Raw genomic sequence first — 12,988 nt, 5'->3', positions numbered from 1 at the left:
GGCAGGTCGTCCGCCGCCACAGTGCACCCGATATGTCCTGGGGCCGAGCCCCGGATACCGAAAGGAAGATCAAGTGAGAATAGTGGGCGTCAGGCAACCGCACATCGGCTCAGGTGTGGAGGTCGCCTCCCTGGCCGAGCGGGGCGATGAAGTCACCGTCATCGCTCCGCTGGGGGACTTCTGGGCCGACCCGGCGGGGTACCTCTCCAAGCCGCCCACCGGGCCGACACTCGCCACCGCCTCGGTCGAGCAGGTTCCCCCGGTTCTTCCCGAGGCGCGCGTCATCTGCATCGGGCTCAACTATTCGCAGCACGCGGCGGAGGGCAGCTACCGCGACCAGGAACTGCCGCCGTATCCCACGCTCTTCGCCCGGTGGACCCAGTCCCTCACCGTGGACGGGGCCGAGGTCCCCGTACCGTCCAACGAGGAGGGGCTTGACTGGGAGGGCGAGGTCGTCGCCTGGGTCGGAGCGCCGCTCGTCGACGCCTCGCCCGAGGAGGCGCTGGCCGCGGTCATCGGTTACTCCACATTCAACGACCTGACCTCCCGCAGGGCGCAGAAGCTGACCTCCCAGTGGATCCTGGGCAAGAACGGAGACCGGTCGGGACCCCTCGGTCCGATGGTTCCCGCCACCGAGGTCGGAGACCTCAGGGACGGCCTGCGGCTGCGGACCCGTGTCAACGGCGAGACCATGCAGGACGGTTCCACCGATCAGCTGATCTACCCGGTCGGGGAGACGCTGTCACACATCTCCCACACCCTGACCCTGCGACCCGGTGACCTCCTCGCGACCGGGACGCCGTCGGGCGTCGGGTACGCCCGTAAGCCTCCTCGTCTGCTGCAGCCGGGTGACACGGTCGAGGTCGAGGTCGAACGACTTGGCACACTGCGCAGCGCGGTGGTGGGCAACCACTGCCGGTCGGAAGTGGTGTCCGCCCTCAGCGCCGACCGTTCCTGATCCCCCTCACCTCTTTCCCGTGGTCCGTGGTCCGCCGGCTTGGCCGGCGGCCCCGATCCTCATCTGGACCGTCGAGAAGGACGGAGTGGAGACGGAGGCGGAGTAGCTCAACATGGTCCACGGCGGGGAGTCGTGCGGTTACGTCGGCTGTGTCGACGGCAACGACAGGCTCGGCATCCCACCCCTGCACCTCCGCGACGGCCCTGCGGGCGTCGGCGGCCACCTCAGGGGAGTCATGCAGCTTGCATCCCCGGTCTCGGGGGCCGCGAGCTGGGACACCGGTCTGATGAAGGAGTACGGCGAGGTGCTCTGCGCCGAGCAGGCGGACAAGGGCGCCAACGTCGAACTCGGACCCACGGTCAACATCGTCCGCGACCCGCGTTGGGGCCGTGCCTTCGAGTCCTTCGGCGAGGACCCCTATCTCGCCGGGCAGATCGGTGCCACCGACATCGACGGCATCCAGAGCAAGCTCCGGCCTCGACGTCAAGGCCCCCGACGCCGACGGGAACGTCGCCGCGTCCTACGACGTGACCAACTCGGGCGACCGAGACGGCGCCGAGGTCTCCCAGGTGTACGTGACGCAGCCCGACAGCGCGGGCGAACCGCCGCTGTCCCTGCGTGGGTTCGAGCGGACGGAGCTGAAGGCGGGTGAGACCAGGACGGTCACCACGTCCTTGGACGCACGGAGCTTCCAGCACTGGGAGGACGGCTGGACCACGGCTCCAGGCGAGCAGACCACCTCGGTCGGTTCGTCGTCCCGGGACATCCAGCTCACCGGCGAGGTCACGCCCAAGAGCTGACCTCGGTCTGTGAAGGCCGTCATCCCCACGGCACGGGGATGACGGCCGCTGGGGACCGACGCCCGGGAGCTACCCGTGCCCGAGCCCTGAGGCGAGCCGCGCGACCAGGTCGTGGGCGGCGTCCGGGATCACGGTGCCGGGCGGGAAGACGGCGGCGGCTCCGATGTCGAGGAGGGTGGGTACGTCCTGGGGTGGGATGACTCCGCCGACCACGATCATGATGTCCTCGCGGCCTTCCTTGGTGAGTTCTTCGCGTAGGGCGGGTACGAGGGTGAGGTGGCCGGCGGCGAGTGAGGAGACGCCGACGATGTGGACGTCTGCTTCGACGGCTTGGCGGGCGACTTCGCCCGGTGTCTGGAAGAGGGGGCCGACGTCGACGTCGAAGCCGAGGTCGGCGAAGGCGGTGGCGATGACTTTCTGGCCGCGGTCGTGGCCGTCCTGGCCCATCTTGGCGACGAGGATGCGTGGGCGGCGGCCTTCGGCTTCCTCGAAGTCGTCGACGAGTGTGCGGGTGCGGTCCACGGAGGGGGACTCTCCTGCCTCTTTGCGGTAGACGCCGGAGATCGTACGGATCTGGCCCGCGTGCCTGCCGTACACCTTCTCCAGCGCGTCGGAGATCTCACCGACCGTGGCCATCGCCCGGGCCGCGTCCACCGCGAGTGCCAGCAGGTTGCCTGTGCCCTTCGCGGCGCGGGTCAGCGCGTGGAGTGCGTCCTGGCAGGCTGTTTCGTCGCGCCCTGCGCGCAGCCGGTCAAGTTTTTCGATCTGCTGGGTGCGGACGGAGGTGTTGTCGACTTTGAGTACGTCGATCTTCTCGTCGGTCTCGACGCGGTATTTGTTGACGCCGATGACGGGCTGGCGTCCGGCGTCGATGCGGGCTTGGGTGCGGGCCGCTGCTTCCTCGATGCGGAGCTTGGGGATGCCCGCGTCGATGGCCTTGGCCATGCCGCCGGCTGCCTCGACCTCCTCGATGTGCTGCCAGGCCCGCTCCGCCAGATCGTGTGTCAGCTTCTCGACATAGGCGCTGCCACCCCAGGGGTCGATGACCCGGGTCGTGCCCGACTCCTGCTGCAGCAACAGCTGCGTGTTGCGGGCAATACGCGCGGAGAAGTCGGTGGGCAGGGCGAGCGCCTCGTCCAGGGCATTGGTGTGCAGCGACTGCGTATGCCCCTGCGTCGCCGCCATCGCCTCCACACAGGTACGGGTCACATTGTTGAACACGTCCTGCGCGGTCAACGACCACCCCGAGGTCTGCGAATGCGTACGCAACGACAGCGACTTGGGATTCTTCGGACCGAACTCCCGCACCAGCCGCGCCCACAGCAACCGGGCCGCCCGCAGCTTCGCGATCTCCATGAAGAAGTTCATACCGATCGCCCAGAAGAACGACAGCCGTGGTGCGAACGCGTCGACGTCCAGTCCCGCCGCCTGCCCCGCCCGTAGGTACTCCACCCCGTCCGCCAGGGTGTAGGCGAGCTCCAGATCAGCCGTCGCACCGGCCTCCTGGATGTGGTAGCCGGAGATCGAGATGGAGTTGTAGCGGGGCATCTTCTGCGAGGTGAACGCGAAGATGTCCGAGATGATCCGCATCGACGGGCCTGGCGGATAGATATAGGTGTTGCGGACCATGAACTCCTTGAGGATGTCGTTCTGGATGGTCCCGGCCAGCTTCTCGGCCGGCACACCCTGCTCCTCGGCGGCCACGATGTACAGGGCCAGGACCGGCAGCACCGCACCGTTCATCGTCATCGACACCGACATCCGGTCCAGCGGAATCCCGTCGAACAACTGGCGCATGTCGTAGATCGAGTCGATCGCCACGCCCGCCATCCCGACATCACCGGTCACCCTGGGGTGGTCACTGTCGTACCCTCGGTGCGTGGGCAGGTCGAACGCGATCGACAAACCCTTCTGACCGGCCGCGAGATTACGCCGGTAGAACGCGTTCGACTCCTCCGCCGTCGAAAACCCCGCATACTGCCGGATCGTCCACGGCTGATTCACATACATCGTCGGATACGGGCCACGCACATACGGAGCGATCCCCGGATACGTCCCCAGGAAATCCAGCCCCTCCACATCCCGCCCCGTATACAGCGGCTTGACCTCGATACCCTCCGGAGTCTCCCAGAGCAACTCACCACCGTCGGCAGCCTTCTGTGCGGCGCTGCGCCACTCGTCGTTACTGCCTTCGACCTTCGGGGTCCCCAGACAAACTTCCGAGAAGTCGGGGATTCCTGTCGTCGTCATCAGGACACTCCCATGCGATCGAGGGTGGTGGAGAGTACGGCGACCACGTCGCAGCCTGTGAACACGGATGCGTCGACACCCGGGTAGGGCCCTGAACGGCCTGCGAGGAACACATGCTCCGCACCGGCGGACTTCAGGCTCTCCGCGAGCGACGCGGCCTGTTCCTCGTACAGTGCGTCACTCGCACACAGACAGGCCTCGGTGGCGCCGCTGTCCTCGTACGAACCCACGCTGACGGGCTCGATGCCACCCGCCTGGAACAGGTTCGAGGCGAAGGAGAGACGAGCCGTGTGGGCGGAGGCGGGCCCGATGGCGGCGAGGAAGATCCGTGGCCTGGAGCCGGTCGTCGCGAGATGCTGATCCGAGCGGGCGCGCAGAGCCTCGAACGCGTCGTCACGCCGCACGCGCGGCAGCCCGCCGGAAGGTGGCTCGGGAGCCGGCTCGCGCCCCACGAGAGGCTCGGCGAGGTTCGGGAACTCGCTGACCCCGGTGATGGGTTCGTGCCGCTCGGCGAGCTTCGCGGAGCGCACCGCCCAGGTGTCCGAGAGGGCCTGGCCGAGCCGCCCCGACCTCAGAGCGGCCGCCTGCCCTCCGGCCCCTTCGATCCAACGGAAGAACTCCCAGCCCGCGTGGGCGAGTTCGTCCGTGAGCCGCTCCACGTACCAGGAGCCGCCCGCCGGGTCGATCACCCTGGCCAGATGGGATTCCTCCACCAGGACCGTCGACGTATTGCGAGCGATCCGGCGGGCGAACGGGTCCGGCAGTCCGAGTGCGTGGTCGAAGGGCAGCACGGTGACGGCGTCGGCGCCGCCCACGCCCCCGGCCAGCGTCGCGACCGTCGTGCGCAGCATGTTCACCCAGGGATCACGGCGCGACATCATGACCGGCGAGGTGACGACATGCTGGACCTGCCGGCCCGGCGCCCCGCACACCTCGGCCACCCGCGCCCACAGCCGTCGCGCGGCCCGCAGTTTGGCGATCGTCAGGAACTGGTCCGCAGTGGCCGCGTACCGGAACTCCAGCTGCGCGACGGCCTGTTCGACGCTCAGCCCGGCCGTGGTCAGCTCGCGCAGGGTGGCGACCCCGGTCGCCAGCGAACACCCCAGCTCCTGGGCGGCCGAGCCGCCGGCCTCGTGGTACGGCAGTGCGTCCACGGTCGACGACCGCAGCCCCGGATACGCGTCGGCGCACCGCCGGGCGAGACCGGCCACGGGGGCGAAGTCCACGCGCTCCCCGGTCCTGGCCTCGTGACCCAGCGGGTCGGCTCCCAGGTTGCCGCGCACCGACGCCCTGTCGACTCCCCGTTCGTCGTACAGCCGCAGCAAGGCCTCCGCCGCCGGCCCTGCCTCGTGCCCGGCGTCCAGTGTGACGGGGGCGAGGTCGAGATGGACGCCGTCGAGGGCCAGGCCCAGTGATGACACCGGGATGCCCTGGTCGCCCAGGACCAGCCAGAGCGAGGTCACGCCGTTCTCCAGGTCGGTGAGGACCGTGGCGGGGTCGGCGGTCGTGTGCCTCTGCCGTACGTCCCAGCCGCCGAGGGTGGCACCCTCGGCGCGGCCGCCCCGGACGTAGGGCGCGAAACCGGGAAGGCCGGCGTCGGGCGCGGTGTCGTACGCGGTGTACAGGGGCTGGACGCGCAGCCCGTCCTCCAAGGCGGTGGACAGGGCGCTCTCCGCTTCCGAGCCGGAGAGGTCACTCCCCGACCTGCGCAGGACATCCGCCGCGAGGCGCTGCCACTGTTCATGGTCCGGGGGAGGGGATGGAGCTGCCGGGGCGACGGTCATGACACATCACTGTAGGGACCATCTGGAAAATGTCAACACTTTGCCTACGCTGCGCGAGCTCCTGGCCTTACCGAAGGGCTGAGATCAGCGGTCCGGTGGGGTATGCGGCGTCGGCCGGTGCCGATACGTTTGCGAAAGTGTCTGCAGACTGGTGGTTGTCGTCAGCTACGGTGGTATCTGCAGCTCGCCCGGGCGCTCAGGGCACGGTCCGGACGCCGAACGAGGACGCGAAAGGTCAGCACCGATGACAGCACAGCCGGCCGAGGTGGCGGACAAGGTGGCCCACCCCGACGAGGTGAGCAGAGCTCACCATGCGCTGCGGCGCTCGATCATGCACGGTGACCTGCGCGCCGGTGACCCGTTGTCGCAGGTCGAGCTCGCCCGGCAGCTCGGGGTGAGCCGTGGCCCGCTGCGTGAGGCGCTCAGGATCCTGCAGCGCGAAGGCTTCATCCAGCAGGAGTCGCAGCACCGTGCCCGGGTGGCGGCCTTCAGCGACGAGGACCTCGATGAGCTCTACGCGATGCGCATCAGCCTGGAATCGCTCGCGATCGGCATCGCCGTACCACGGATGAGCGAGGAGCATCTGCAAGGGCTCGACCGGTATCTCCAGGAGATGGACGACACCGCGAGCACCGGGGACGTGGAGCAGTGGGAGTGTCCCCACGAGAAGTTCCATCGGGCCCTGGTCCACCCGTCGGGCCCACGCCTCGAGCGGGAGCTCTCCCTGCTGTCGGACCACGCCACGCGCTATCGCATGGCCTTCGTGTCGTGGAACCCGCTCGAGTGGCAGGCGGGCACGAGCGAGCAGCACCGCACCATCGCGGAGGCGGTGAAGGCGCGTGACGCGAGCGCCGCAGCCCACGCGCTCGCGGCCCATCTCGGCCGCACCGCTCTCGTGGTGCTCTCGATGGCTTCGCCCATGTACGAACCCGTGCGGGTGCGCAGTGCGCTGGCCGCGGCATGCGGTCCGTAGGGCGTTTCGTCAATCCTGGTCCGGTGTCGGCAGCCCGCCCCTGATCAGGTCCATCACCGAGGAGTCGGTGAGGGTGCTGACGTCACCCACCTCGCGGTTCTCGGCGATGTCGCGCAGCAGACGGCGCATGATCTTGCCTGAGCGGGTCTTGGGCAGCTCGGAGACGACGATGACCCGCTTGGGCTTGGTGATCGGGCCGAGGGTCCTGCCGACATGGTCGCGCAGTTCCGCGCTCAGCTCGGCGCTGTCCGCTGCGGTGTCGCGCAGGATGACGAAGGCGACGATGGCCTGCCCCGTGGTGGCGTCGGCGGCACCCACGACGGCCGACTCGGCGACCTCGGGGTGCGAGACGAGCGCGGATTCGACCTCGGCGGTGGAGATGTTGTGGCCGGAAACGAGCATCACGTCGTCCACCCGCCCGAGCAGCCAGATATCCCCGTCCTCGTCCTTCCTCGCACCGTCACCCGCGAAGTAACGTCCCGGGAAGCGCGACCAGTACGTGTCCAGATAACGCTGGTCATCGCCCCAGACGGTCCGGAGCATCGCCGGCCAGGGCTCGGTCAGCACCAGATACCCGCCGGAGCCGTTCGGCACCTCGTTGGCGTCGTCGTCGACCACGGTGGCCGCGATACCGGGTAGCGGGGTCTGCGCGGAGCCGGGCTTCGTCGCGGTGACACCGGGCAGCGGGCTGATCATCATGGCGCCCGTCTCGGTCTGCCACCAGGTGTCCACGACGGGGGTCTTGCCGGCGCCGATGTTCTCGCGGTACCAGACCCATGCCTCGGGATTGATCGGCTCGCCGACGCTGCCCAGCACCCGCAGACTGCTCAGGTCGAACTTCGCGGGGATGCCGTCGCCCCACTTCATGAACGTACGGATCGCGGTGGGCGCGGTGTAGAGGCTGGTGACCCCGTACTTCTGGACGATCTCCCAGAAGCGGCCCTGGTGCGGAGTGTCCGGTGTGCCCTCGTAGAGCACCTGGGTGGCGCCGTTGGAGAGCGGACCGTAGACGATGTAGGAGTGGCCGGTGATCCAGCCGATGTCGGCCGTGCACCAGTAGACGTCCGTCTCGGGCTTCAGGTCGAACACCGCGTGATGGGTGTAGCCGGTCTGGGTCAGATATCCGCCGGAGGTGTGCAGGATGCCCTTCGGCTTCCCCGTGGTTCCCGAGGTGTAGAGGATGAACAGCGGGTGTTCGGCGCCGAAGGCCTCGGGAGTGTGCTCGGTGGACTGCCGCTCGGTGATCTCGTGCCACCACACGTCGCGCCCCTCGGTCCAGGCCACATCCTGGCCGGTGCGGCGCACCACCAGGACGTGCTCGATCCGCCGGGTGCGACCGACCGCTTCATCGACCGTGGGCTTGAGCGCGGACGGCTTGCCGCGTCGGTAGCCGCCGTCCGCTGTGATCACGATTTTGGCGTCCGCGTCGTCGATACGAGAGGCGACGGCATCGGCGGAGAATCCCCCGAAGACCACCGAGTGAGCGGCGCCGATCCTGGCACAGGCCAGCATCGCGACCACGGCCTCGGGGATCATGGGCAGGTACACCGCGACCCGGTCGCCCTTGGTCACGCCCAGCTCGATCAGAGCATGGGCGGCCCTGCTGACGTCGTCCTTCAGCTCGGCATAGCTGATCGCCCTGCTGTCACCCGGCTCGCCCTCGAAGTACAGCGCGATCCGGTCCCCGTGCCCGGCTTCGACATGCCGGTCGACGCAGTTGTACGCCACGTTCAGCTCGCCGTCCGCGAACCACTTCGCGAAGGGCGGGTTCGACCGGTCCAGGGTCTGGGAGGGCTCCCTGGCCCAGGTCAGCCGCCGGGCCTGCGCCGCCCAGAAGGCCGGCCGGTCGGCCTCGGCCCGTGCGTACGCCTCCGCCGTGACGTTGGCTCCGGAGGCCATGTCGGCCGGGGGAGCGAAGCGCCGCTCCTCCTTCGCGGGACCCACGATCGACCGGCCCTCACCGCCTGCTCCGCCGTCCTGTGATGCAGACATGTCCCCTCGTTCTCCCTCATGCGCTCGGACCGATGCCCTCCGGGCCGCGGACACCATCCGCGGCATGACACGCTTGTTAATGTACTGTGTAATCGAGTGTCCGTACAGCGATGGTGGTGCGGGCAGGCTCGCCGCCCCGATTCGCCCCAGGGTGCGGACGACCCCGGTAGCGCCGTCCATGTCCGCGCTGCCGGGGTCAGCGGAATTCCGGGTACCTCAGGCGCGAGCCGCCGCGGCGGCGAGGATCCAGTTCCTGAACTCGACGGCGTAGTGCCGGAGGTGGTGCTCCAGGACGTCCCCGGGGCAGGAGGTGGGCACATAGACCGTGAGGCTCGCCGTGAAGCCGTCGGCGGTGTCACCGAACTGCGTCAGTGCCCGCCCGACGACCGTGCCGTCGGCGAGGAAGAGGTTCGAGGACATCTTGTGCGGAAACTCGGACTCCGGGAGGAGTTCCTTCGCCTCGGTGGCCCAGGCCATCGCCTCCGTGCCCCAGCCGCCCATGAAGAAGGAACAGACATGGGGGCCGATGTTCTCCACCACGTTGAACGAACCGTCGGCCTCGGGGGCCATCACGTAGTGCTCGGGGTGCGCCGCGAGGAGTTCGTTCTCGTCGGCCGCGAACGCCTTGTCCATCCAGGCCAGGAACTCGCTCGCTGTCAGCCCCTGGGTCGTCAGCACCGTCGTGCCGCTCGTGAAGCTGCCGTCGGAGGCGAGCGCGCTGTCCCGCAGGAAGGCGTTGCCTTCCTCGATGTCCGCGGCCAGGAGGTCGAGCAGACCCTGGCGTCCCAGCCGTGTCCTGAAGCGGTGCAGGGCGCGGCGTGCGTAGAACAGCTCGAAGTCGTCGATGCTGCCGGGGCCTGTGGGTCCCGAGGTCAGGGCCACGGTCACAGGCTGGGGCGTCTTGGCATCGGTCATGGGTGACCTCCGGGTAGTATGCGAATGTGAATTCACGTTCACTTCGAGATTACCGGGAGGGGAGCAACGCTTGTCAAGGGCAGTGACCAAGAGCGTCGCCGATAGCATGCGGGGCATGACTGACGAGCCGACCCGCAGCGTGCACTACCGCGAGCCTCGGCAGGCACGCAGCGCCGCGACCCTGGCTCGCGTACTGCGGGCGGCCGAGGAGATCGCCTCCTCGGCCGGCCTGGAGGAGATGACGATCAGCGGTGTCGCGAAGCGCGCCGGCGTCGCGGTCGGCTCGATCTACCGCCGCTTCGAGGGCAAGGAACAGCTGGTCGCCGCGCTGACGGACCGGATGCTGGAGCGGCGCGAGGAGTACGTCGCCGAGCGGCTGCGGGCGGCCGAGCCATCACTCTCCGGAGTGATCGACGCCTATGCGCATGCGTTGCTGGAGTCCTTCGCCGACGGCAGCAACCTCTTCCCCGAGCTGCTGCGCGTGCGAGGGACCAGCGCTCCGGACCGCGGAGCCCATACCATCACCGAGATCCACCGCCTCCTGCTCGAAGCCGCCGCCCCCTACGCTCACGAGGTCCGGCGCTCCGATCCCGACGCGGCGCTGGACACTGTGGCCCGCGCTGTCCTCGGAGCCTGCTTCCACAACTTCCTGCGCCCCGACCCGGCCGACGGCGACGCGGCCCTGAGCCGGTACGCGGACGAGCTCGGCGCCATGGCGCTCGCCTACCTCCTCGCCGGCGACCGCCCCGCACCGTCCACGCCCGAGCTGTCGGCGGAGCCGTCCCGTCGGTGACGGAGGCTCAGGGCCGGCCGTCGGTGGCCGGTGGTGTCGGCGCCAGTACGCTCTGCACGGCGGGTCCGACGAGCGCGACCAGCGTCTCGCGCTCCGCCCCCGTGAGTGTCGGGACACCGACGACGCCTCGTCCCACCATGAGCCCGACGAGCATCGACGACACGATGCCCGCCCGGAGCGTCGCGTCGTCGACGGCGCGTGACGCGATAGCGTCGACGAGCAGGCGTTCCTGGAGGAACTCGCGCAACTGCTGGTTCGCCTGATCGTTGACGATGGCGCCCCTGAGCATCGCCATGAGCGGCTCCGAAGTCCGGGCTTCGACCTCCCACACCTCGATGAAGGCGCGCACCACGCGCTCGCCGAGCAGGTCGTCGGTCCCCTCGAACGCCGCGCTGAAGCGCGTCAACGCGTCCGCGGGGACGGACATGACGGCGGCGAACAGCTCGTCCTTCGACCGGAAGAACTGCATGACCAACGACGCGTCCACCCCGGCATCGGCTGCCACGCGCCGGATCGTGGTCCCGGTGAAGCCGTCGGTCGCGAATCGGGTGCGGGCCGCGTCGAGGACGGCCTGCCGGGTGGTGTTCGTTCCCGGCCGGCGTCCGCGGCGTGCGCCGGGTCCGGGAGTCGTGTGCGCGGTCATGGTCCAAAACTACCTGGTCGACACGAATCTCAACGCAGGTTGAGTTATGGGATTCCCAGCCGTACGCTCGAATCGTTGCCAGAGCACGTTCGGTGGACGAACACGATGCGAGGAGCGCACCCATGAGCGATGACCAGAAGGTATTCACGCCGTCCCAGCCGATGGAGCCGAGTTCCCCCCGATACGGCGTCCTGAGCGGGTACGAGCCCGGGACCCGGACGCTGGAGGCCGGTTTCCAGATCGCTCCGGCGTTCAAGCCGCTGCCCGTCGACATCGTTTTCGAGAAGGACGTGCCGGTCACCCTGCGCGACGGCGTCACCATTCACGTCGATGTCTTCCGTCCCGTCGGGGCGGAGGAAGTGCCGGTCATCGTGGCGTGGAGCCCGTACGGAAAGGGCCAGGGAGCGTCCGCAAGTGTGATGGGCATCTTCGGCATGGTCGGTCTTGACAACAAGATCGTCTCGGGCCTGGAGAAGTTCGAGGGGCCGGACCCGGCGTACTGGTGTGCGCGGGGCTACGCGATCTGCAACCCGGACATCCGGGGCGTGGCCCACTCCGAAGGCGACAGCGTGCTCTGGGACCGCCAGGAGGGCCGGGACTGCTACGACCTCATCGAGTGGCTGGGTGTCCAGGACTGGTGCACCGGCAAGGTCGCGATGAGCGGAACGTCCTACCTCGCGGTTTCGCAGTGGTTCACCGCGGCCGAGCAGCCGCCGCACCTGGCCGCGATCAACCCGTGGGAGGGCGTGAGCGACGTCTACCGTGACCTGGTGATGCGTGGCGGCATGCCCGACACGGGGTTCGCCCAGCAGCTCCAGGAGGGCAGCTTCTGGGGCAACGGCAAGAAGGAGGACATCCTCGCCGAGGCCGAGCAGCACCCGCTGATCAGTGAGCTGTGGGAGAACAAGATCCCGCGGTTCGACAGGATCACCGTGCCCGCGTACGTCGTCGCCAGCTACTCCAACACGCTGCACACGGCCGGCACCTTCCGTGCCTGGCGCCGGATGGGGTCCGAGCAGAAGTGGCTCCGCGTCCACAACAGCCAGGAGTGGCCCGACTACTACGACGAGGCGAACACCGAGGATCTGCGCCGGTTCTTCGACCGCTTCCTCAAGGGCGAGGACAACGGCTGGGAGCAGACGCCACGCGTGCGCTACTCCCTGCTGGACCTCGAAGGCGGCGACCGGGTGAACATCCCGGCCGACACGTTCCCGCCGGCCGAGGTCACCCCGGCGAACTACTATCTCGACGGCCGCTCACGGACCCTGTCGACAGAGCCACCCGCCGCCGATGCGACGGTCTCCTACACCGCCGGTGCCAACCCGGACACGGTGTCGTTCGTGACGCGCTTCGAGCAGGAGACCGTGCTGGTCGGATACCCGAAGGCGCACCTCTGGGTCGAGGCCCAGGGCTCCGACGACATGGACCTGTTCCTCCTCGTCCAGAAGCTCGACGCGTACGGCACACCGCTGCAGCAGTTCACCGTGCCCAACCAGGGCGCACTGATCCAGGACGTCACCGAGCGCGGCGCCTCGATCCTGCGGTACAAGGGCTCTGACGGACGACTGCGCGTCTCGCTGCGACACCTGGACAAGGCGCTGTCCACGGAGGACGTCCCCGCCCACAGCTTCGACCGGGTCGAGAAGCTCTCACCCGGCGAAGTCGTCGACATCGAGGTCGATCTGCTTCCGGTCGGACTCACCTTCCACCCGGGCGAACAGCTCCGCTTCGTCGTCAGCAGTCGTTCGCTCCTGGGCACGATGATGCCCGGAAACCGTGAGTACGTCCCGGCCAACAGTGGACAGCACATCATCCACACGGGGGGTGACCACGCGTCGTACCTGCGGCTCCCCGTCAGGACCGCGTAACGCCGGCGCCCC

At 68.7% G+C, this 12,988-nt stretch carries 10 protein-coding genes and 1 pseudogene; 6 read left to right on the top strand and 5 right to left on the bottom strand.

All coding sequences use genetic code 11. The annotated features are described in order from the left end of the window. The first annotated feature begins 73 nt into the window (after positions 1-73). The 3 genes and pseudogenes from OG623_RS01925 (at position 74) to OG623_RS01915 (ending at position 1,758) form a co-directional block, all read left to right on the top strand. A complete protein-coding gene (locus OG623_RS01925) occupies positions 74-958 on the top strand; it encodes a fumarylacetoacetate hydrolase family protein (RefSeq protein ID WP_406143662.1) in 885 nt (294 codons plus the stop codon). A 112-nt stretch (positions 959-1,070) separates the two neighbouring features. Beyond that, positions 1,071-1,367: pseudogene (locus OG623_RS01920) on the top strand (glycoside hydrolase family 3 N-terminal domain-containing protein); the annotation flags it as partial. A gap of 28 nt (positions 1,368-1,395) precedes the next feature. Further along, complete coding sequence (locus tag OG623_RS01915) at positions 1,396-1,758, top strand: fibronectin type III-like domain-contianing protein (RefSeq protein WP_406143660.1); 363 nt, start codon at positions 1,396-1,398, stop codon at positions 1,756-1,758. A gap of 69 nt (positions 1,759-1,827) precedes the next feature. Here the strand turns inward: OG623_RS01915 and scpA are convergent, their stop codons facing one another. Together scpA and OG623_RS01905 are read right to left on the bottom strand one after the other, a co-directional pair. After that, positions 1,828-4,008: a methylmalonyl-CoA mutase gene (gene scpA, locus OG623_RS01910; RefSeq protein ID WP_406143658.1), complete on the bottom strand. Its 2,181-nt coding sequence runs from the start codon at positions 4,006-4,008 to the stop codon at positions 1,828-1,830. Then, on the bottom strand, positions 4,008-5,792 hold the full coding sequence (locus OG623_RS01905; RefSeq protein ID WP_406143657.1) for a methylmalonyl-CoA mutase family protein: 1,785 nt from the start codon (positions 5,790-5,792) through the stop codon (positions 4,008-4,010). The genes scpA and OG623_RS01905 overlap by 1 nt, the downstream gene beginning before the upstream one ends. Before the next feature lie 244 nt (positions 5,793-6,036). Here OG623_RS01905 and OG623_RS01900 point away from each other — a divergent pair, with 244 nt between their 5' ends. After that, the gene (locus tag OG623_RS01900) at positions 6,037-6,765 is read left to right on the top strand and encodes a GntR family transcriptional regulator (protein WP_406143656.1); all 729 of its coding nucleotides are present in this window, start codon (positions 6,037-6,039) and stop codon (positions 6,763-6,765) included. 9 nt (positions 6,766-6,774) lie between these two features. On the opposite strand, the gene acs is transcribed toward OG623_RS01900, so the two are convergent. Both acs and OG623_RS01890 read right to left on the bottom strand, forming a co-directional pair. After that, positions 6,775-8,757 (bottom strand): acetate--CoA ligase, encoded by a 1,983-nt coding sequence (acs, locus tag OG623_RS01895; protein WP_406143654.1) that lies wholly within the window; start codon positions 8,755-8,757, stop codon positions 6,775-6,777. A gap of 216 nt (positions 8,758-8,973) precedes the next feature. Next, on the bottom strand, positions 8,974-9,672 hold the full coding sequence (locus OG623_RS01890) for a hypothetical protein (RefSeq protein ID WP_406143652.1): 699 nt from the start codon (positions 9,670-9,672) through the stop codon (positions 8,974-8,976). 115 nt (positions 9,673-9,787) lie between these two features. Between OG623_RS01890 and OG623_RS01885 the strand changes: the two genes are divergently transcribed. Further along, positions 9,788-10,465 carry a TetR/AcrR family transcriptional regulator gene (locus OG623_RS01885; protein ID WP_406143651.1) on the top strand — a complete coding sequence of 226 codons (678 nt, stop codon included), beginning with the start codon at positions 9,788-9,790 and terminating at the stop codon, positions 10,463-10,465. A gap of 7 nt (positions 10,466-10,472) precedes the next feature. Here the strand turns inward: OG623_RS01885 and OG623_RS01880 are convergent, their stop codons facing one another. After that, a complete protein-coding gene (locus OG623_RS01880; protein ID WP_406143649.1) occupies positions 10,473-11,108 on the bottom strand; it encodes a TetR family transcriptional regulator in 636 nt (211 codons plus the stop codon). A 122-nt stretch (positions 11,109-11,230) separates the two neighbouring features. Between OG623_RS01880 and OG623_RS01875 the strand changes: the two genes are divergently transcribed. Then, the gene (locus OG623_RS01875; protein ID WP_406143647.1) at positions 11,231-12,976 is read left to right on the top strand and encodes a CocE/NonD family hydrolase; all 1,746 of its coding nucleotides are present in this window, start codon (positions 11,231-11,233) and stop codon (positions 12,974-12,976) included. The last annotated feature ends 12 nt before the right edge of the window (positions 12,977-12,988 follow it).

It is taken from the genome of Streptomyces sp. NBC_01012, assembly GCF_045162755.1.
Lineage (GTDB): Bacteria > Actinomycetota > Actinomycetes > Streptomycetales > Streptomycetaceae > Streptomyces.
The sequence above is the reverse complement of the archived record's forward strand: the minus strand, read 5'-3'. Positions and strand labels throughout refer to the sequence as shown.

What these genes read in the sequence shown, in the direction of transcription:
- scpA (WP_406143658.1), bottom strand. Translation starts at nt 4,008, where the DNA reads ATGACGACGACAGGAATCCCCGACTTCTCGGAAGTTTGTCTGGGGACC.
- OG623_RS01905 (WP_406143657.1), bottom strand. Translation starts at nt 5,792, where the DNA reads ATGACCGTCGCCCCGGCAGCTCCATCCCCTCCCCCGGACCATGAACAG.
- OG623_RS01900 (WP_406143656.1), top strand. Translation starts at nt 6,037, where the DNA reads ATGACAGCACAGCCGGCCGAGGTGGCGGACAAGGTGGCCCACCCCGAC.
- acs (WP_406143654.1), bottom strand. Translation starts at nt 8,757, where the DNA reads ATGTCTGCATCACAGGACGGCGGAGCAGGCGGTGAGGGCCGGTCGATC.
- OG623_RS01890 (WP_406143652.1), bottom strand. Translation starts at nt 9,672, where the DNA reads ATGACCGATGCCAAGACGCCCCAGCCTGTGACCGTGGCCCTGACCTCG.
- OG623_RS01885 (WP_406143651.1), top strand. Translation starts at nt 9,788, where the DNA reads ATGACTGACGAGCCGACCCGCAGCGTGCACTACCGCGAGCCTCGGCAG.
- OG623_RS01880 (WP_406143649.1), bottom strand. Translation starts at nt 11,108, where the DNA reads ATGACCGCGCACACGACTCCCGGACCCGGCGCACGCCGCGGACGCCGG.
- OG623_RS01875 (WP_406143647.1), top strand. Translation starts at nt 11,231, where the DNA reads ATGAGCGATGACCAGAAGGTATTCACGCCGTCCCAGCCGATGGAGCCG.